Raw genomic sequence first — 16,346 nt, forward strand, 5'->3', positions numbered from 1 at the left:
GGCTCATTATAGGATTTATTCGTGGAAGAACTGCCGAGCTCAACTGCCTCCCAGGCACCAGTAGCGCCGTTTCCAACTCAAGGCCCTGGTTTTTTCCTGCGCGATCTTGTCCTCAGTGTATTGATTGCCGTGGCAATCATCCTGTTTCTATACCAACCAGTAAAGGTTGAAGGAACTTCCATGATGCCAGCGCTTTCCGACCAGGAGCGCATTTTCATCAACAAGTTCACCTATCGCTTTGGTATTGAGGACATCCATGCCGGCGATATGGTGGTTTTTCTTTACCCTGGAGATACGAGCAAATCCTATATCAAACGGGTGATTGGCGTACCCGGCGATTCTGTCGAAGTGAAAGAAGGGGTTGTCTATCGGAACGGCAAACCCCTTGAGGAAAATTACGTTCCAGAGGAATTCCAGGATCGAATCAGCGCTCCCCGGGTCCGGGTGAGCGAAGGGCACTATTACGTCATGGGAGATCATCGGAGTGCATCCAACGATTCCCGGTCCTGGGGAACGGTTCCCCGTGAATACATCTACGGGAAGGCGGTTTTCGTCTACTGGCCACTTGCCAGAGTCGGCGTTCTTCACTAGCTAGGCCAGCATCTCGTCTAGCATTCTGGAGTAAATCACACGGAGAGTCGGCTTCTTTGTCTTCTTGCCGGGCAGTTCTTTGGACGGAGCGGCGTCGGTAGACTCCGTCACCATCATGTACTCTTCAATCGCACGGATCAGGCCAATCACAGCGACACGGCGGCGATAGAGACGATTGAGTTCTTTCTGCGGATCAAGGTCTCTGGACTTTTTTTGTGTGGGAGAGGTCTTAGCGGAGGGCATATGTCATTTGTACTAGTACATTTCTTAGTACTCAATCCCTCAAATGCGGGTATTCTCTACATAGATTGCGGATATTAAGTATCCGCATTTGTAGGTATTCCAATATATGCTGGTGTACATATGTCCACCAAATCTCGGGTTGGTGGACTCGTGCTAAAATAAGAGTGGTTCGCAGGGTAGAAATATATCCCGCAAATCACTCATTCTAATGGATTTCCTCGAAGGCCTCAACCCCTCTCAACGCGAAGCGGCTGCCCATGGCGAGGGTGCCTTGCTGATCCTTGCCGGCGCTGGTTCCGGTAAGACACGTGTGATCACGCATCGCATGGCGAACCTCGTTCACGCTCACAAGGTGCCCGGATACTCCGTCCTCGCGGTGACATTCACCAATAAGGCCGCGGCGGAAATGAAGGAACGAGTCCAGCATTTGCTCGACTCGACCGGCGAAAATTACGAGTCGCCCTTTGTTTCCACCTTCCATTCCTTTTGTGTGCGCATGTTGCGGCGCGATGGCGATCGTTTAGCCGACCTCCGCCACGGCTTCACCCGCCAGTTCAATATCTATGACGACGACGATCAGATGTCGCTGATCAAGCAGATCTTCAAAGGTCTGGGCGTCGACGAGAAGTTCATGCAATACCGGGCCGCGCTCGGCCGCATCAGCAAGGCGAAGAGCCACCACGAGACCCCGCAAGACCTGCACAAGAACGCAAGAGAGCCGATTGCCGCCCGCATGGCGGTGATCTACGAACAATACGAAGCCAAATTGCGCCAGGCTAACGCCGTGGATTTCGACGACCTGTTGCTCGAAAGCGTCCGGCTGCTCCGCCATGACACCCAACTGCGGGAAACCTACAACCGGCGTTACAACTTCGTCATGGTGGACGAGTATCAGGACACCAATCGAAGCCAATACGAGATGATGCGGCTGCTCTCGGACTCCCACGGCAACGTCGTTGCGGTGGGCGATGAAGACCAGTCGATCTACAGTTGGCGCGGCGCTGACATCCGCAACATTCTCGATTTCGAGCGTGACTATCGCGACGCAAAAATCATTCGCCTCGAACAGAATTACCGGTCCACCAAGAACATCATTGAAGCGGCCAGCACCGTGGTGTCCAACAACACCCAGCGCAAGGGAAAGACCTTGTGGACCGAGCAATCTGCCGGTCCCAAGATCGGTCTCTACGAAGCGCTCGATGGCGAAAACGAAGCGCTCTGGATTGCAGACCGTATCGACAAGATCCTCGACCGGGACCGCGCCGCTCAGGTTGCCATTCTCTATCGCACGAACTTCCAGTCGCGCCAGATCGAAGAGGCCCTGCGCCGCTATGGACGCAAGTACAACGTCGTCGGTGGCCTCAGCTTCTACCAGCGGGCGGAAATCAAGGACGCGCTCAGCTATCTGAAACTCATCGTCAATCCCGGGGACTCCATCGCCTTCCTGCGCGTGGTGAACACTCCGGCCCGTGGCATTGGAAAAACAACCCTCGATCAGGTGGATGCCCATGCCCGTACCAACCAGTCCAGCCTCTGGGAAGCCTCCGGCCAACTGGTCGAGCAACATGCTCTGGGTTCCCGCGCCGAGGCCGCGATCACTGCCTTCCGGCAGATCATTCTCGACCTGCGCGAGAATCTCGAAACCACCAATATCCGGGATCTGCTCAAAGAGCTACTCGCCCGCACCGGCTATATCAAGGCTCTCGAGGAGAACCCCGCTCCCGAGAATGAGGGCCGCCTGGCGAACTTAAACGAATTGATCAATGCCGCGGCGGAATCCGCGGAACGGGGCGAAGCCATTGGTGACTTCCTCGATCACGCCGCGCTGGTCAGCGATTCGGATAAGGTGGACGAGAAAGCACAGATTTCTCTGCTCACCATCCACAATGCGAAGGGTCTGGAGTTTCCGGTTGTATTTCTGGCCGGAATGGAAGAGGGCTTGTTCCCGCACTCGAGAGCTTTGGTGGACGATCACCAGATGGAAGAGGAACGCCGGCTCTGCTATGTCGGCATGACGCGAGCGCGGCAACAACTCTTTATGACCTGGGCGCGGATGCGCCGCAAGTATGGCGGCGGCACACCGGAACCCGCCCTCACGTCCCGCTTCATCCGGGAAGTCCCCGAGCCCTACACCGAGCGGCTTTCCAGGGTGGCCGTGGTGCCGCAGATCGACCTGAGTTCCGAGCAATGGGAAGCGCGCGATACGGTGCGAAAGTACAGCTATGGTTCGCGGCCCTCGCAGGCGGCGGATAACATCAATTCGTTCTTTGGTGCGGGAAATTCCGCTTCCACCGTCCGTCCCACCTCCCGGCCTACGGCGCCGGCCGCCTTGCCGCGCCCGGTTGCTCCTCCGCCAAGACCGGTGCCTCCGGCACCTCCTCCGCCCCCGAAGCCAAAAACCGCATCGCTGTTTAGCGACGAAGAAGCCCCACCCTGGGAGGTCAGCACCTCTGCCCCCACCCCAGCGAAACGCCCGGCAACCACCCCGCCGCTGGTCAAACCGGCTCCCCCGCCACAATTGGCCCAGCGTCCGGCAGCCGCCGGCGCCAAGACCTTTGTTCCTGCAAAACAGCAAAAAGCGCCGAGCAGTGGAATCCGTTCCGGATCCGTTGTCATGCACGCGCGCTATGGAAAGGGGACAGTGATGAGCCGTGAGGGCGATGGGGACGATGCGAAATTGGTGATCAGCTTCCCCGGCTTTGGACTGAAGAAGCTGATCGAAAAGTTCGCTGGAATTAAAAAACTCGACTAGCCTCTAGGCAGCGGCGGCCATTGAGGATGCTTTACCGCGACCGATTGTAGACTCTAAAATCCAGTCAAGTTGTTCTCGTTCGAAGGGTGCGGCGCAGTAGTCGACTGCACCCGCATCCATGGCATCCAACCACTCGTTGACTTCCGGAACTCGGCTCACAACCACAACGGGAGAGCTAGTGGCTCGAAGCAGAGCAAATAATCCAGGTTGGCGAGTCTCACAGAAGACGAGATCATATTTCTCTCGCGATTCGTTGGGTTCGATATTTTCGGCTTCGTGGATTTTAAGCCCACGCGCTGACAGATGTTGGGATAAATCCTCGGCGAGCATCGGCTCGATACCAGCCAGGAGGACGCTTTTACCTTGCACAAGCATTGGATCGGTTCCTTCTCAAAGCGTTTCCACTTCGGAATCATTTACCAGGAAAGATCTCAACTAGGAGGAGGGTGCGTTATGGTTTCGCTGTACCGCGACGGATTCGTGGGCACTCAAAAACGGGGGAAACGAGCGACCGAACGAGATACAGCCAGACTCTACTACCCACATATTAGCGCTTTTCAAAACGATCGCTGATAAAATTATGGATTCAGGAGAAGATTCAATGCTAATGGTCCGGCGGAAGAGCCAAGTCGTGTCAATCGGTGGCCTCAAGGTGGGAGGAACGAACCCAATCCTGGTGCAGTCCATGACGAACACCGATACGGCTGATGTCACGGGAACGGCGAAACAGGTGATGGAACTCGCCAAGGCCGGCTCGGAAGTCGTCCGCATCACGGTCAATACAGAAGAGGCAGCAGCAGCCGTACCGAAGATCTTCGATACCCTCATGCTGCACGGCGTCGATGTGCCGCTCGTCGGAGACTTTCATTACAACGGCCATCAATTACTTCGTAAGTATCCTGCCTGTGCACGCGCACTTGCAAAATACAGAATCAATCCGGGCAACGTCAATATTGGCCGTAAGCATGACGATAACTTCCGCACGATGATCGAATGTGCCATCGAGTACGACAAGCCCGTGCGCATTGGCGTCAACTGGGGTTCGCTCGATGGGCAGTTACTCACCCAGATGATGGACGAGAACGCACTGTCGCCAGAACCGCTGGACGCCCGTGAAGTGACGATGAATGCGATTGTCGAGAGTGCGATTCGCTCCGCCGAAGCAGCCGAGCGCCACGGCCTCGGGCACGACAAGATCATTCTCAGCGCCAAGGTCAGCGGCGTCCAGGACCTGATCATTGTCTATCGCAAATTGGCTGCCCGTTGTGACTATCCACTCCACCTCGGCCTGACCGAAGCCGGGCTGGGATCGAAGGGCATTGCCTATACGACTGCCGCGCTCAGCGTCCTGTTGCAGGAAGGCATCGGCGACACGATTCGCGCCTCGCTCACCCCGCTCCCCAATGGCGATCGCACCGAAGAGGTGATCGTTTGCCAGCAGATCCTCCAGGCACTCGAAATCCGGACCTTCACCCCGCAGGTGACTGCTTGCCCTGGCTGCGGACGCACCACCTCGACCTTCTTCCAGGACATGGCCGACCAGATCCAGCGCTACTTGCGCGACCAGATGGCCGTCTGGAAGCCGCTCTATCCCGGAGTGGAAACCATGAAGGTCGCCGTCATGGGCTGTGTCGTCAACGGACCTGGGGAGTCCAAGCACTCGAACATCGGCATTTCCCTGCCCGGTACCTTTGAGGAACCGGTGGCGCCCGTCTATGTCGACTCGAAGCTGTTCAAAACCTTGCGCGGCGACCATATTGTGGCCGAGTTCATCACCATGCTGAACGACTACGTCGAGAAGACTTACGCGCGCACCGAAGAAACAGCCAACGTTTAACATAAACTAGTCCGGTGTCTGAATCACCGAATCTGGGCCGAGCCAAGTATGCCGTCGCCGCGATCTCGATGCAAGTGCTGCTCGGGATTCTCTATAGTTGGAGCGTCTTTCGCGCTCCGCTCGAGCAGTTCCATGGCTGGAGCCGTGCGCAAAGCGTCATGCCTTATCGTTACTCGCTTCTTGCCTTTGCCGCGGGCATGATCATTGCCGGATTCTGGCAGGACAAGCGAGGGCCACGGGTGGTCGCCAGTGCCGGTGGCTTTTTGCTGGCGCTCGGCTGCCTGATTGCCGGTCTGTTACACAACACCGTGGAAGGCCTGGTGGTGGGCTACGGGCTGGTTGCCGGGGTGGGCGTCGGCTTTGCCTATGTCACTCCAATCGCGATGTGCGTGAAGTGGTTTCCCGATCAGCGCGGCATGATCGTAGGGCTCGCCGTAATGGGCTTTGGACTCGGACCGTTGGTCTTTGGCCCCTGGCTCGAGTGGATGCTCGGGAAAGACGTCCCAGCGATGGCGCACACCATCCCCACTACCTTCTTCGTTCTGGCGGTGGTTTTTCTCGTGGGTGTCGTCGGAGCCGCGCAGTTCTATGCGGTGCCTCCCCCAGGGTGGAAACCCGCAGGCTGGACGGGATCGAGCATCCGCCTGGCGGCCAGCGACCTGAACGCGGGCCAGATGCTGTCGCAGTGGCAGTTCTACCTCCTCTGGCTGCTGTATTTTCTCGGCAGCTCTGTCGGCTTGACCGCGATCGGTGAAGGAACGCCACTGTTGCGCGAAGCAGCAAAAAGCGGGGCGATGATGAGCGCTGGGACAGGTCTGGGCGTTATGGCGATCTTTAACGGCGCGGGCCGTTTGGCTTGGGGCAGCATCTCGGACCGGCTCGGCCGTCTTCCCGCCGTCCTGGGCATGTGTGCGACGAGCGCGCTCGCCTGTGCGCTGGTGCTCCGGCAGTCCGAGGGCTTCACCAGCCTGCTGCTCGGCCTCTGCCTGGTTGCCTTCGCCTATGGGGGCTTTCTTGCCTTGATGCCTGCCATGACCGCAGACTTCTTTGGAGCCAAGTACGTCGGCGCCAACTACGGAATTGTCTTCAGCGCCTGGGGCCTTTGCGGCTTCCTTGTTCCTGGATACTTTGCCAGGATTCTGGATGCGGCACGCTCCCGTGGGGACTTGCAGGGCGGCTACCGGGAAGTCTTTACCCTATTGGCAATCGTGGCCTGCATCGCCGCCTTGACAGCACTGCCCTTGCGCCGGAAAGCCGCGCCTCTCCCCTGAATCAGACTCGCAGGAACCACTTGCGCTGCCACATCGCATAGGCGATGCCAAAGTGCAGCAGTACATAGCAAAGTGCAAAGGCCAAGCTCGCATTCATCGGCGCAAAATAGGGCGCAAAGAGAGTTTGATAGATCGGTTCCCGCCAGCCCAGAGTGCTGAGAATGATGTCGAGGAATTCACTACACAGGTAGATCGCAATCGCGTTGGCGCCAAGCACCAGGAAGGGCCGGAAGGGCGCAATGATCTTCCGGCCATCTACAAACCACAAGAGCACGCCAAAAACGATGAAGTCGAGGCCTGCCATCCACAGCGTAAAACTCGAAGTCCACAGCTTCTTGTTGATCGGCAACACCGGGTCCATCACCAGGGCGAGGGCGCAGAGCACCATACCAATGATCAGGAGTTGCTGCACGCGCCGGTCAATCGCCTGCGCACTGCGCAAGACATGCCCCGCTACCACTCCGAGCAGACAGGTAGCTATCGCGGGCAGAGTGGAGAGAACACCTTCCGGGTCCCAGGTCTTGGTGTGACTGTAATTGTGCGCGCCAAGCAGAACCCGATCGACATAGTGAGCGATATTGCCTTCGACACTGAGATCGCCCGCGGCAAAGCCGGGAGCTGGAACCCAGGCCATGATCGCCCAATAGCCCGCCAGCAAAGCGAAGATCGCCGCAATCTGCTCACGGACACCGGTATGCAAAAAGAGCAGTGAAGTGATGCAGTAGCAAATGGCAATCCGCTGCAGGACCCCGAGGATGCGAAAACTATCGATCGGAAAACTAGGGAAGGCATACAACAATACGCCTAAGCCGAACAGAATCGCAGTGCGGCGAAAGATGTCACGATAGAGCACCGTTCCCTGCACCAGCTTCCGGCCCAGCGCCAGGCTGATTGCGACTCCGACAATCCAGACAAAGGACGGAAAGATACAGTCCGTAATCGTCCAGCCGTGCCAGTCTGCATGCCGGAGCGGCGCGTAAACGTTCTGGTGGTCGCCAGGCGTGTTGACCAGCACCATCAGCGCGATCGTCAGGCCTCGAAAGGCATCGAGTGAGAGGAGTCGAGTGTGCGGCATTGGAACTTAGTCAGGTGATTGAGTTTGTACCCAGCGATTGAGCTGCGTCAACAGCTCATCGAGAATCCTCGATTGCTCATGCCGCAGATTCTTCGTCTCCCCGGGATCGGCGGAAAGATCCGAGAGGAAGTATTCATCCTGCGACCCAATTCCCTTCACCACCAGCTTCCATTTGCCGCTGCGAATCGCCAGTTGCTGCCCCTGCTTCCAGAACAGCGTCTCACGCGGTTTGTCGATCGCTTCGCCATCGATATTCTCCGGACGGCTGATGCCTGCGTAGCCGAGGAGAGTGGGCAGGATGTCCATCGACAGATGCAGTTCGGAATCCACCTTGCGGACCCCAAGCTTGGCCGGATAGTTCCAGATGCAGGGCACGTGCATGCCGCCGTCAAAGAGGCTGAACTTGTGGCCGCGGAAGGAACCGTTGGAACCAGCCGTCGCCAATTGGCCATTGAGCCCAGCACGTGCCTCGGTGGTGGCGCCGTTGTCGCCGAGCAGGACGATGCAGGTGTTCTTGTCGGCTCCATTGCGTTGCAGCGTGTCGCGTAGCTCTCCGATGCCGTCGTCCACGGCGGCAATCATAGCTGCATAAGTCCGCCGTTCCGGCTCCAGCCGCTTGAAACGATCGAGATACTTCTGCGGGGCATGCATCGGATAATGCGGCGCGTTGTAGGCCAGATACAGGAAGAAGGGCTCGGCGGCAGATCGCTTGACAAAGGCACAGGCTTCTTCCGTCAGACGTTCCGTCAGGTACTGCCCATCCTCGAAGATCTCTTTGCCGTTGCGGTAGAGATCGTGATAGTTCGGAGTCTTCGGCTCGCCCCAATAGAAGCGGTGCGAGTAGTAGTCGACACAACCCGCATGGAAGCCGTAATACTCATCGAAGCCACGCTGCAGAGGCGTGGAATCGGGCACGCTGCCCAGATGCCACTTGCCCACGAGAGCGCTGCGATAACCTTTGCTCTTCAAATGGCTTGCGATCGTCGGCTGCTGCGCGGGAAGAGTCTTACCGTTGGTCGCCACGCCAGCAGACGCCGGATAGCGGCCAGTCAGAATTGAGGCGCGCGCCGGAGCACAGACAGGCGCATTCGAGTACCAATTGGCGTAGCGCACTCCACCGGCGGCAAGCGCGTCGATGTGCGGTGTCTTCAGGTCTCTGGCGCCATAGCAACCCAAGTCGGTGCAGCCGAGATCGTCAAGTGTGATGACAATGAAGTTGGGCGCCGCTGGCGCCTGCGCGGCAAGAGCCAACGGGACCGGCAGGATCTCCCGGCGGGTGAACATCTACTCAATCTCCTGCCCGACGCGGATCAGATTCCCGTGCGGATCGATCAACGCAAACTCGCGCATTCCCCAAGGCTTCTCCTCAATGGGGTGCAGATTGGTCAGCCCCAGCCCTGTGAACTCTGCATGGAGAGCAACGGCGTCAGACACCTTCCAATAGCAGCCAAAGAAGCTCTCCGAAGGAATGAGATGCTGCATGAGGAAGAAGTGCATCTCGCTGCCCTCACGGCCCAGAATCGCGTAGTCATCATCATGGCGGGACCAGACCTGAAACCCGATCCGCGTGTAGAAGCCGACCGTCTCATCGAGGTTCAAAGAAGGCAGGACCGGAATAGTAGATTGGAACATTCTTGCTCTCCCATTCTACGGGTGTCGCTAGAACCTGTCGTTTCCTTTCCGGGGTGGCCGCGAAGGCAAGCTTGAGAAAGATGGTCTCCGGCAGTCGTTTGAAACGGCTCGAAGGCAGAGGAAATCCTTTCTTGGCGCGCACGGAACGGGAGGCTCAAACTCGTGGACGAGGCGGCTGGATTGGAGCGCACTAATTTGAGCACAATCCTGTTCGACTCGACATCCCCCCCGGCGTCGCTGCAGATACGGATCCCGCGCTGGCTGGCCGCTGCCGGTCTGGTATCGCCAAAGGAGGCCTCCCTTCAGCCTCTAGGGAGCGTTGTACGGACCCTGCCAGTGCAGGAGAAGATTCATGACTACCGCCATGGCGATGAGTGGGTTTCGCAGCCGCGGGTTTGCCTTCTGACAGAGCGCCGCCAGCACCATCCAAGGCAGAAAATCAACTACATAACGCTGCGTCACCCAGCCCGCACTGGACAGAAACAGAAGCAGTGCGGCTCCCGTTGCAGCAAGCCGCCACTTCGGCCGCTGCAACACCAAAAAGGGAGCAAGCCACAGCGCGCCCATGATGTTCTCGTGAAAGAACTGAGGCGGCAGAGCGATCGCCGGATCGCGGGTAATGCGCAGAAAGGGAAACTTCGCCAACCATTCTGGCGGGTGCAACAAAAACATGTAGAGGCTGGGAAAAATCGCTTCCCCTCGGAAGTTCGGAGATTGCTGGCCGGGCCCGGCGAGCAGGTAGTGCAGACCGAATTCAAACGGCCAGTGGAAGCGCAGGTAGTTGTAGCTCAGACTGGCGAGGACCCCGAGAGAGGCGGTAGGCCAGCAGCGCGGACTCACAAACAAGAGAGCCAAGCCCAGGTGCGGACGGGACAGGATGGCAAACGCAAAGGCGATTCCGGCAAGTGCGTGCTTGCCCCGAAAATACAAAGCAAAACCAACCGCCAGACAGGCGTAGCCACAGCCGATGGCGACCTCATAAACCATGGCCCGGTGCAGCAGAAAAGGAATGCCGTTTGCCAGGCCCAACCCCAGATACAGCAGGGAGCCCGCATCGGGATGGAACTTGCGCAGGGTCATCAGATTCGCCAGGAATCCAGCGCAAGCAAAGAGAAAGAGCGCAAGATTCTCGGGGAGATCGCGATGAAAGAGCCGATGGATCGGCAGGAAGGTGAGCAGCACCGGAGCAGGACCGTGATAGAGGTAGTAGCGGCCCTCGTAGAGTGCCATGTCCGACATCCGAAGCTCATCGGGAACCTCGGGATCATAAGGATTCTCCAACTCCAGCAGCTTCGGATTCACCTCGATCGGGACATACAAATGGCCCGAAGCAAAGCCCCGGGCCAGGTAGTTGTAATATCCGTTCGGACTGAACTCATTGAAAGCAGTACTGGCCCACAAATAGTAGGCCAGCACAGCGAGGATCGTAAGAGAGCGACTACTTCTGGACCAGCTCAAAGTCGCCTGACTTCACCGCATCGTCAAAAGCAGCGAGGAAAAGCTTCGCATCGATCGCGCCAAACTCGGCCGAGACGGCGTCGCGGATGTCGAGTACGGTCCGCTTTCCATTGACGAAGGCCTTCGCTTCGGACAAACCCATGCCGGTCAGTTTCTCTGCATCGAGCGGCGAAACGGTGCGGCTGCCCCCGCCGCCACCCATCGTGGGCGGTGCGTTCGGCTTCACGCGGACGACTACCAGCTTGGAGGCACGCGTCTCATCTTCGGTCATCTGCTTAGGGACAATGCCGCGAGCCTTAGCAAAGGCCTGGATGCGCGCCAGATCGGCCTTGAGGCCGGTCTCGTAGAACTCCGTCGCGTAGTCTTCGATCTTCTTCTTGGTCGCCGGATCCTTGTCGGCCAGAATCGCAGCCGAGCGGATCGTGTCCGCCTCGCGCTCGTAGTTGATTCTCATGCGCGCCAGCGCCCAGCGCAGGTCGCTGTTCTCGCTCAGCTCCTGCAGGGCCGCGCCGAGTTCTTTGCCCGAACGCTGGCCGGCATAGCCAGACACCATTCCGGCCACGCCGAGCGCGCCAGGACCATCGGCATTGGCGATCACCATCGAGGCAGCGAGTGCAACGAAACCGGCACGCTTGGCCTGTGTCGGATCGGCATTGGCCACCGAATCTTCGCTCGTATGATAGGCAACGTCGGGCCAGTTGTTGTACAACAAGGCCGGGATGCCCTGGCCGAGATAGACAGTGTGGTCGGAAGCGCCATAGTGCTTTTCGATGTTGTAGTAGAACTCGTCACGCGAGCCCTTCGGATCGAGGATCGGGTACTGGAAGCCGTAGTAGAGACGGCGGTTATTCACCTTCTCGCGGTTGGTTTCGCCGACGAAGTTGAAGAACTGGGTGTGAACGTCGTTCAGGAAGCTGGTGACCGAGTAGGGTGTGGTCATCAGACGCAGCGAGTTGTGGCTCTTGGCGACATCGCCACCGGCCATGTCAATCGCGATGGCAGCGATCATCTTCTTGGTCTCTTCCGGATTCGCACGTGTGTAAGCAATGGAGCCGGAGATCTCAGGCACCCAGAGGAAACGAACCGTGCGGCGGGGACGCGGGATCGCGCCATCGTTGATCAGCTTTTGCCAGACCCGGGCGATTTCGAGCGTGATCGCGCTGCCGGAGGTGTTGTCCATGCCGCCTTGCTTGGCAACCCCTTCAAACAGATGGGAAACCAGCGTGATCTCCTGATCGCTGCTGCCGTCGCCCTTGATGACGGCGGTGGGCACCTGCATCTTGGTGTCGTATTCGGTTGCCTTGACCTTCGCCCGGACGGTGAGCTTCTCGCCCTTCTCCAGACGTTCCATCAGTTCGATGCCCATGCGGTGGGACAGGTTGAAGCCAAAGGGATTCTTGTCTTCGCCAATCGAGATGCCACGGCCGAGCGGGTTCCAGGCAATCTGGTCGGGACGGTCGAAGGGACGGCCCACCGGGTTGTTGAAGCTGGCGATTCCGGCTGCGCCAAACTCGTTGATCGCCAGATCGAAGGCGGCGGTAGGCGGTCCGGAAATGAGCACGATGTTGCCCTTAATGTTCTTGCCGGCGTAGTCACTCTTGTTGTCGCCACGGCCTGCATAGACAAGTTGCGCGGTCACGTCAGCCGACTTGGAGCCAACGGCCAGAGCAGCAGCCACGTCACGATAATTGACGATCAGCTTTTTGGCCGGACTCGTCACCCAAAACTCGCCCTCTTCACCATCCCATTGCTTCATTGGCATCGGGAACATCTTCACTTCTACGTTGTCGAGCTTGAACTCCTTCAGCTTCTTTTCGACATAAGCAGATTCCCGGTAGAGACCGGCATACTCTTCGGCAGGCCGGTTGCGCTCATAGGGCGCGATTTCGAGGATATTGGCGATGGCAAGCGAACCGGAAATTTCATTGACCAGTGTGTCAATCACTTCGGGTTTCAAAAGCGTCTTCGGATTCAGTTGCTCCGGTGGGCGCATGATCGGATTCTCTGTGAGCTGCGCGGAGATCATTCCGGCTGCAGCGAGCAGAGAGAGGAAAGAACGAGTCATATTTGCTTGATTGTAGTACTGCGGCCCGAGGTTACCGCGAAGAAAAGCCGAAGAAGCGCACTAGCGGCGGGCAATTTGGTGGGGAATCGGCTCGGCAATAACGATAAAACGGTGGGGCGCGGGGCCAATGTAGTGAAACGGGAAGCAGGTGATCAGCACGAGGCGGTCGCGGTTGTTGCCATGGAGCACGGACACGTCGGTAGGTTCCACCACTTTGGTCTCCTTAACCTGATACAGCTTTGTCCCTCCCGGCAAGCGCAGGCGAATGGTGTCGCCATCCCTGATCCAGCGCAGATCGCGGAAAAACGTATCCCGATGTCCTGCTAAAGCGACGGTCCCAGCCTGACCGGGAAATGCGGTGCCCCGCACATGGCCCACCCCGCGCGACAGATCCCGGTCCTCATCCGTCGGACGAATCAGAGAAGTCAGTTTCAGCCGTGGAATGTCGATCACGCCCAGCCCGAGGGCACTGGCTGCCGCAGGCCGGGTAGAGACCTTATGGTGCGGCGCGGGATTCCCCTTGGGGAGAGGCCCGGCGGCTTCTACCACCCCGGGCGCCGCAATCTCGGCCAGATAGCGTTCCCGGTCCTGCTGTTCTTCCCAGCTCCCCGAAAACCACAGGAATCCGGCCACCGCAATCATGAGCATGCCACCGCCGCAAAGCAGATAGGCGAAAGGATGGCTCGAAACTCGGAATCGAATCGTCATTGGATGGCCTCTCGCGAATAGTACGTCGTGCGAGCTAAAGTTTTCAGACGGTTTCCCTGGTTATCCCGGCATTCAATCCGGATGCGATGCCTGGCCGAATGGCTCGGCTCACGCGGCAAACCGGCAATGCCGAGTACATAACGGCCGCGAATATCTGCTGCGATCACACTCTGGATGGATTCAAGTGTCGAGGGTTCGGTCACCCGGAAGTAACGCCCCCCAGACTCTGCGGAGATCTGCCGCAGAAAGTTTTCGTCCAGATCCCGGCTCTCCGGATCAATCAGAGCTACCGCATAAACCGTGACACTTTGCGACCGGACCGCGTCCTGGACCTGCTGCTTGGTCGCAACGCTCTGGTTATCGCCTCCGTCACTGAACACGACAAGCGCCCGCCGTGAGGCGTGCGCAGATTGCAAACCATTGAGACCAATCATCATCGCGTCATAAAGGCTGGTACGGCCTTCCCAGGCAACCCGTTGGAGAAGAGCATCCCGGAGCATGGTGGCATCCTTGACCTCTTGAGGGATCGGCCCGAGAAGCACCTGCGGACGGTCACTGAAGGCGATCAACGAGACCTCATCGCCACTTTTATTGAGATTGAACAAAGACTGCGCCGCGATAGCCGTGATGCGCCGGAGAGGTCGCATGCTGCCACTGGCATCTACCAGAAATGCAAGTGCGACCGTCGAATCCTGGGGCGAAAAATGGACTAAAGCAACTTCCTTCGCATCGACAAACACCTTAAAGTTCGATGCCTTCAACTCTGGCACGGGTATGTCGTTCTGCCGGGACACTAAGGTATCCAGTAAAACGACATCCACGCCCATCCGGATTTTGAACTGCTCCTCCTGAGGTGCAGAAAGGAGCAGCAATGGAAGCAATTGAAGCAGCATGGGAACTCCGAAAGGGCGGCCGCTGGCATGGCCGCCCCATGAAACTACTACTCTCTTTCCAGTTTCAATGATTAACGGCGGGCGGAATAGGCGGAAAGCGACAACCCGGCCGAAACCATCAACAGGCCGCCGAGTGCGATGGCCGCAAGGGGCGAAGCCGTCGTGGGAAGTGTGGTCCGTTCAGGTGCTTCAGTAACAGAGACTGGCGCCGGAGCGGCAGCAGCGACGGTGGTCTCCGTCTCAGGGGCGACAACCTGGGCGGGAGCAGGAGCGGCCTCAGGAGCCGGTGCTTCTGCCGGCACTGCAGCCGTAGCCACTTCGGTTGTTGCGCTAGATTCTTCATTGAGCATCGGAACTTTCTCACGGTTGGAGGCGTTCAGCGTTGCTGCAAAGTCTTTTGGATAGGCGAACTCCTGGCCGAAATTATCGCCAGGATAGAACCAGGAGCGTAGAGCCTTGGGAGTACCGGCGGGAGTTTCCCAGAAGCCGAAGCTCGAATTCCCTGTGGGTTGCAGACGATAGTTCGGGATCGCAATGAGAGTCGCCTCTACATGGTCTTCCCGCTCGTTCATGATCTGAACGATATGGCGGTTCGATTGGGATTCAACCAGCTTTAAGACATACTTTCCCGCGGGCAGTACTTTGCCAGGGATCTGCATGGCTTCGGATATGGTGATGATTGTTTTCTTGTTCCACTCATCCGCTTGGAGTGCCGGACTCAACGCAACAGCAAGCGTTAGTACAGAAAGTGAGATGTGTGTTAGCTTCATGCCCTCTGTGGTTGCAATCCACTCTCCAAACCACGAATTGCTGCTACTGAGAAGAAAAGTAAGAGATTTTCCCCGATTCTGAAAGGAATAACCGGCCGATCCGGTTTCGTGCCTTCTCCCTCTGGGAACTTCTCGCCTAGCCCCTTTCGGCGGTATGTAAAATCCGGCTAGCTCCCAATCGAGCGATCCTAGAAATTCTTGTTTGACAGGAAAATTTCCCATGGGAGGAGAAAATCTGTTGCCCTGCCCAAATGGTTGGGTTATCGTTGTGATTTAGAGGTATTCGGGCCAAGTGTCTAAAAAGACACCGCTTAGTCTCAAGTTAGAAGTCAGAAAGTAGGACAAAAGTGGTCCGGAATAGTTCGAAGGAAGCCTAATGAAGCCGATCTTCCCCAAGTCGTTAGATTTTATCGTCCGCGCCATTGGCGCGTTTCTGGGAATCTCGATTTTGGTAGGTGTAGCTGCCTACACCTACTTCACGATGCCAGTCGTAATCGATACCGGGTACCGACCCGTGCAACCCGTGCCCTATAGCCACAAATTGCACGCCGGGAACCTGGGCATGGACTGTTATTACTGCCACAACACAGTAACGAAAGCCGGACATGCCGCTATTCCCGCTACAGAAACCTGTATGAATTGCCACACCCGAGTGAAATCGGATAGCTCTGCGCTGGCGCCCATCCGGGCCAGCTACGCTACCGGTGAACCGGTGAAATGGGCCAAGGTACATAGCCTTCCCGATTACGCCTATTTCAATCATTCCGCCCACGTCACCGCTGGCGTGAGCTGCGTGAGCTGCCATGGCCGCGTCGACCAGATGGTGGAAGTGACCCAAGTGAAGCCCTTGAACATGGGCTGGTGTCTCGATTGCCACCGGAACCCGGCGCCGAATGTCCGCCCTGCCGAATTTGTGACCAAGCTCGATTGGGAACCGCCAGCGGGCAAGACGGCCACGGAAATCGGTCTCGAAATTGTCAAGGCCAAAGGGCTGAACCCGCCCGTCAACTGCGGCGGATGCCACCGCTAAAACGGAACGGGAAAAGGAACC

At 57.8% G+C, this 16,346-nt stretch carries 15 protein-coding genes; 5 read left to right on the forward strand and 10 right to left on the reverse strand.

Features of this window, described 5'->3' with window-relative positions; all coding sequences use genetic code 11:
- Positions 1–21: 21 nt before the first annotated feature.
- Complete coding sequence (gene lepB / locus M017_RS0124965) at positions 22–591, forward strand: signal peptidase I (RefSeq protein ID WP_031500978.1); 570 nt, start codon at positions 22–24, stop codon at positions 589–591.
- Here the strand turns inward: lepB and M017_RS0124970 are convergent, their stop codons facing one another.
- Positions 592–834 (reverse strand): hypothetical protein, encoded by a 243-nt coding sequence (locus tag M017_RS0124970; RefSeq protein ID WP_031500979.1) that lies wholly within the window; start codon positions 832–834, stop codon positions 592–594. It abuts the gene before it with no gap.
- A gap of 208 nt (positions 835–1,042) precedes the next feature.
- Here M017_RS0124970 and M017_RS27155 point away from each other — a divergent pair, with 208 nt between their 5' ends.
- Positions 1,043–3,586 carry an ATP-dependent helicase gene (locus M017_RS27155; RefSeq protein WP_035958830.1) on the forward strand — a complete coding sequence of 848 codons (2,544 nt, stop codon included), beginning with the start codon at positions 1,043–1,045 and terminating at the stop codon, positions 3,584–3,586.
- A 3-nt stretch (positions 3,587–3,589) separates the two neighbouring features.
- Here M017_RS27155 and M017_RS0124980 read toward each other — a convergent pair whose 3' ends face one another.
- On the reverse strand, positions 3,590–3,961 hold the full coding sequence (locus tag M017_RS0124980; protein ID WP_031500981.1) for a DNA-binding transcriptional response regulator: 372 nt from the start codon (positions 3,959–3,961) through the stop codon (positions 3,590–3,592).
- 232 nt (positions 3,962–4,193) lie between these two features.
- Between M017_RS0124980 and ispG the strand changes: the two genes are divergently transcribed.
- Both ispG and M017_RS0124990 read left to right on the forward strand, forming a co-directional pair.
- On the forward strand, positions 4,194–5,423 hold the full coding sequence (gene ispG, locus M017_RS0124985; protein WP_155121619.1) for a flavodoxin-dependent (E)-4-hydroxy-3-methylbut-2-enyl-diphosphate synthase: 1,230 nt from the start codon (positions 4,194–4,196) through the stop codon (positions 5,421–5,423).
- A gap of 14 nt (positions 5,424–5,437) precedes the next feature.
- Entirely contained in the window at positions 5,438–6,694 is a 1,257-nt protein-coding gene (locus M017_RS0124990) for an L-lactate MFS transporter (protein ID WP_031500984.1), read from the forward strand.
- A 1-nt stretch (position 6,695) separates the two neighbouring features.
- Here M017_RS0124990 and M017_RS0124995 read toward each other — a convergent pair whose 3' ends face one another.
- The 8 genes from M017_RS0124995 to M017_RS0125030 all read right to left on the reverse strand — a co-directional run bounded on the left by M017_RS0124995 (position 6,696) and on the right by M017_RS0125030 (position 15,295).
- Complete coding sequence (locus M017_RS0124995; protein ID WP_031500985.1) at positions 6,696–7,769, reverse strand: acyltransferase family protein; 1,074 nt, start codon at positions 7,767–7,769, stop codon at positions 6,696–6,698.
- Positions 7,770–7,775: 6 nt separating this feature from the next.
- On the reverse strand, positions 7,776–9,053 hold the full coding sequence (locus M017_RS0125000; RefSeq protein ID WP_035958832.1) for a sulfatase-like hydrolase/transferase: 1,278 nt from the start codon (positions 9,051–9,053) through the stop codon (positions 7,776–7,778).
- The gene (locus M017_RS0125005; protein ID WP_031500987.1) at positions 9,054–9,401 is read right to left on the reverse strand and encodes a bleomycin resistance protein; all 348 of its coding nucleotides are present in this window, start codon (positions 9,399–9,401) and stop codon (positions 9,054–9,056) included.
- Between the two features lie 309 nt (positions 9,402–9,710).
- Positions 9,711–10,817 carry a hypothetical protein gene (locus M017_RS0125010; RefSeq protein ID WP_031500988.1) on the reverse strand — a complete coding sequence of 369 codons (1,107 nt, stop codon included), beginning with the start codon at positions 10,815–10,817 and terminating at the stop codon, positions 9,711–9,713.
- Positions 10,818–10,839: 22 nt separating this feature from the next.
- Entirely contained in the window at positions 10,840–12,924 is a 2,085-nt protein-coding gene (locus M017_RS0125015; RefSeq protein ID WP_031500989.1) for a M28 family peptidase, read from the reverse strand.
- Positions 12,925–12,984: 60 nt separating this feature from the next.
- Positions 12,985–13,632 (reverse strand): class D sortase, encoded by a 648-nt coding sequence (locus M017_RS28325; RefSeq protein ID WP_051670851.1) that lies wholly within the window; start codon positions 13,630–13,632, stop codon positions 12,985–12,987.
- Positions 13,629–14,525 (reverse strand): VWA domain-containing protein, encoded by an 897-nt coding sequence (locus tag M017_RS0125025; RefSeq protein ID WP_031500991.1) that lies wholly within the window; start codon positions 14,523–14,525, stop codon positions 13,629–13,631. Before M017_RS0125025 ends, M017_RS28325 begins: the two co-directional genes overlap by 4 nt.
- A gap of 71 nt (positions 14,526–14,596) precedes the next feature.
- Positions 14,597–15,295, reverse strand: a complete 699-nt coding sequence (locus M017_RS0125030; protein WP_155121620.1) for a hypothetical protein — start codon at positions 15,293–15,295, stop codon at positions 14,597–14,599.
- Positions 15,296–15,671: 376 nt separating this feature from the next.
- Here M017_RS0125030 and M017_RS0125035 point away from each other — a divergent pair, with 376 nt between their 5' ends.
- Positions 15,672–16,325, forward strand: coding sequence for a cytochrome c3 family protein (locus tag M017_RS0125035; protein ID WP_031500993.1), 654 nt, complete (start codon positions 15,672–15,674; stop codon positions 16,323–16,325).
- Positions 16,326–16,346 lie beyond the last annotated feature (21 nt).

Origin of the sequence: Bryobacter aggregatus MPL3, assembly GCF_000702445.1 — a bacterium.
Taxonomy (GTDB): domain Bacteria; phylum Acidobacteriota; class Terriglobia; order Bryobacterales; family Bryobacteraceae; genus Bryobacter; species Bryobacter aggregatus.

Coding starts and splice junctions, on each gene's coding strand:
- M017_RS0124995 (WP_031500985.1), bottom strand. CDS start 7,769: ATGCCGCACACTCGACTCCTCTCACTCGATGCCTTTCGAGGCCTGACG.
- M017_RS0125005 (WP_031500987.1), bottom strand. CDS start 9,401: ATGTTCCAATCTACTATTCCGGTCCTGCCTTCTTTGAACCTCGATGAG.
- M017_RS0124970 (WP_031500979.1), bottom strand. CDS start 834: ATGCCCTCCGCTAAGACCTCTCCCACACAAAAAAAGTCCAGAGACCTT.
- M017_RS27155 (WP_035958830.1), top strand. CDS start 1,043: ATGGATTTCCTCGAAGGCCTCAACCCCTCTCAACGCGAAGCGGCTGCC.
- M017_RS0125000 (WP_035958832.1), bottom strand. CDS start 9,053: ATGTTCACCCGCCGGGAGATCCTGCCGGTCCCGTTGGCTCTTGCCGCG.
- M017_RS0125035 (WP_031500993.1), top strand. CDS start 15,672: ATGAAGCCGATCTTCCCCAAGTCGTTAGATTTTATCGTCCGCGCCATT.
- M017_RS0125015 (WP_031500989.1), bottom strand. CDS start 12,924: ATGACTCGTTCTTTCCTCTCTCTGCTCGCTGCAGCCGGAATGATCTCC.
- M017_RS28325 (WP_051670851.1), bottom strand. CDS start 13,632: ATGACGATTCGATTCCGAGTTTCGAGCCATCCTTTCGCCTATCTGCTT.
- ispG (WP_155121619.1), top strand. CDS start 4,194: ATGGTCCGGCGGAAGAGCCAAGTCGTGTCAATCGGTGGCCTCAAGGTG.
- M017_RS0125030 (WP_155121620.1), bottom strand. CDS start 15,295: ATGAAGCTAACACACATCTCACTTTCTGTACTAACGCTTGCTGTTGCG.
- M017_RS0125025 (WP_031500991.1), bottom strand. CDS start 14,525: ATGCTGCTTCAATTGCTTCCATTGCTGCTCCTTTCTGCACCTCAGGAG.
- M017_RS0124980 (WP_031500981.1), bottom strand. CDS start 3,961: ATGCTTGTGCAAGGTAAAAGCGTCCTCCTGGCTGGTATCGAGCCGATG.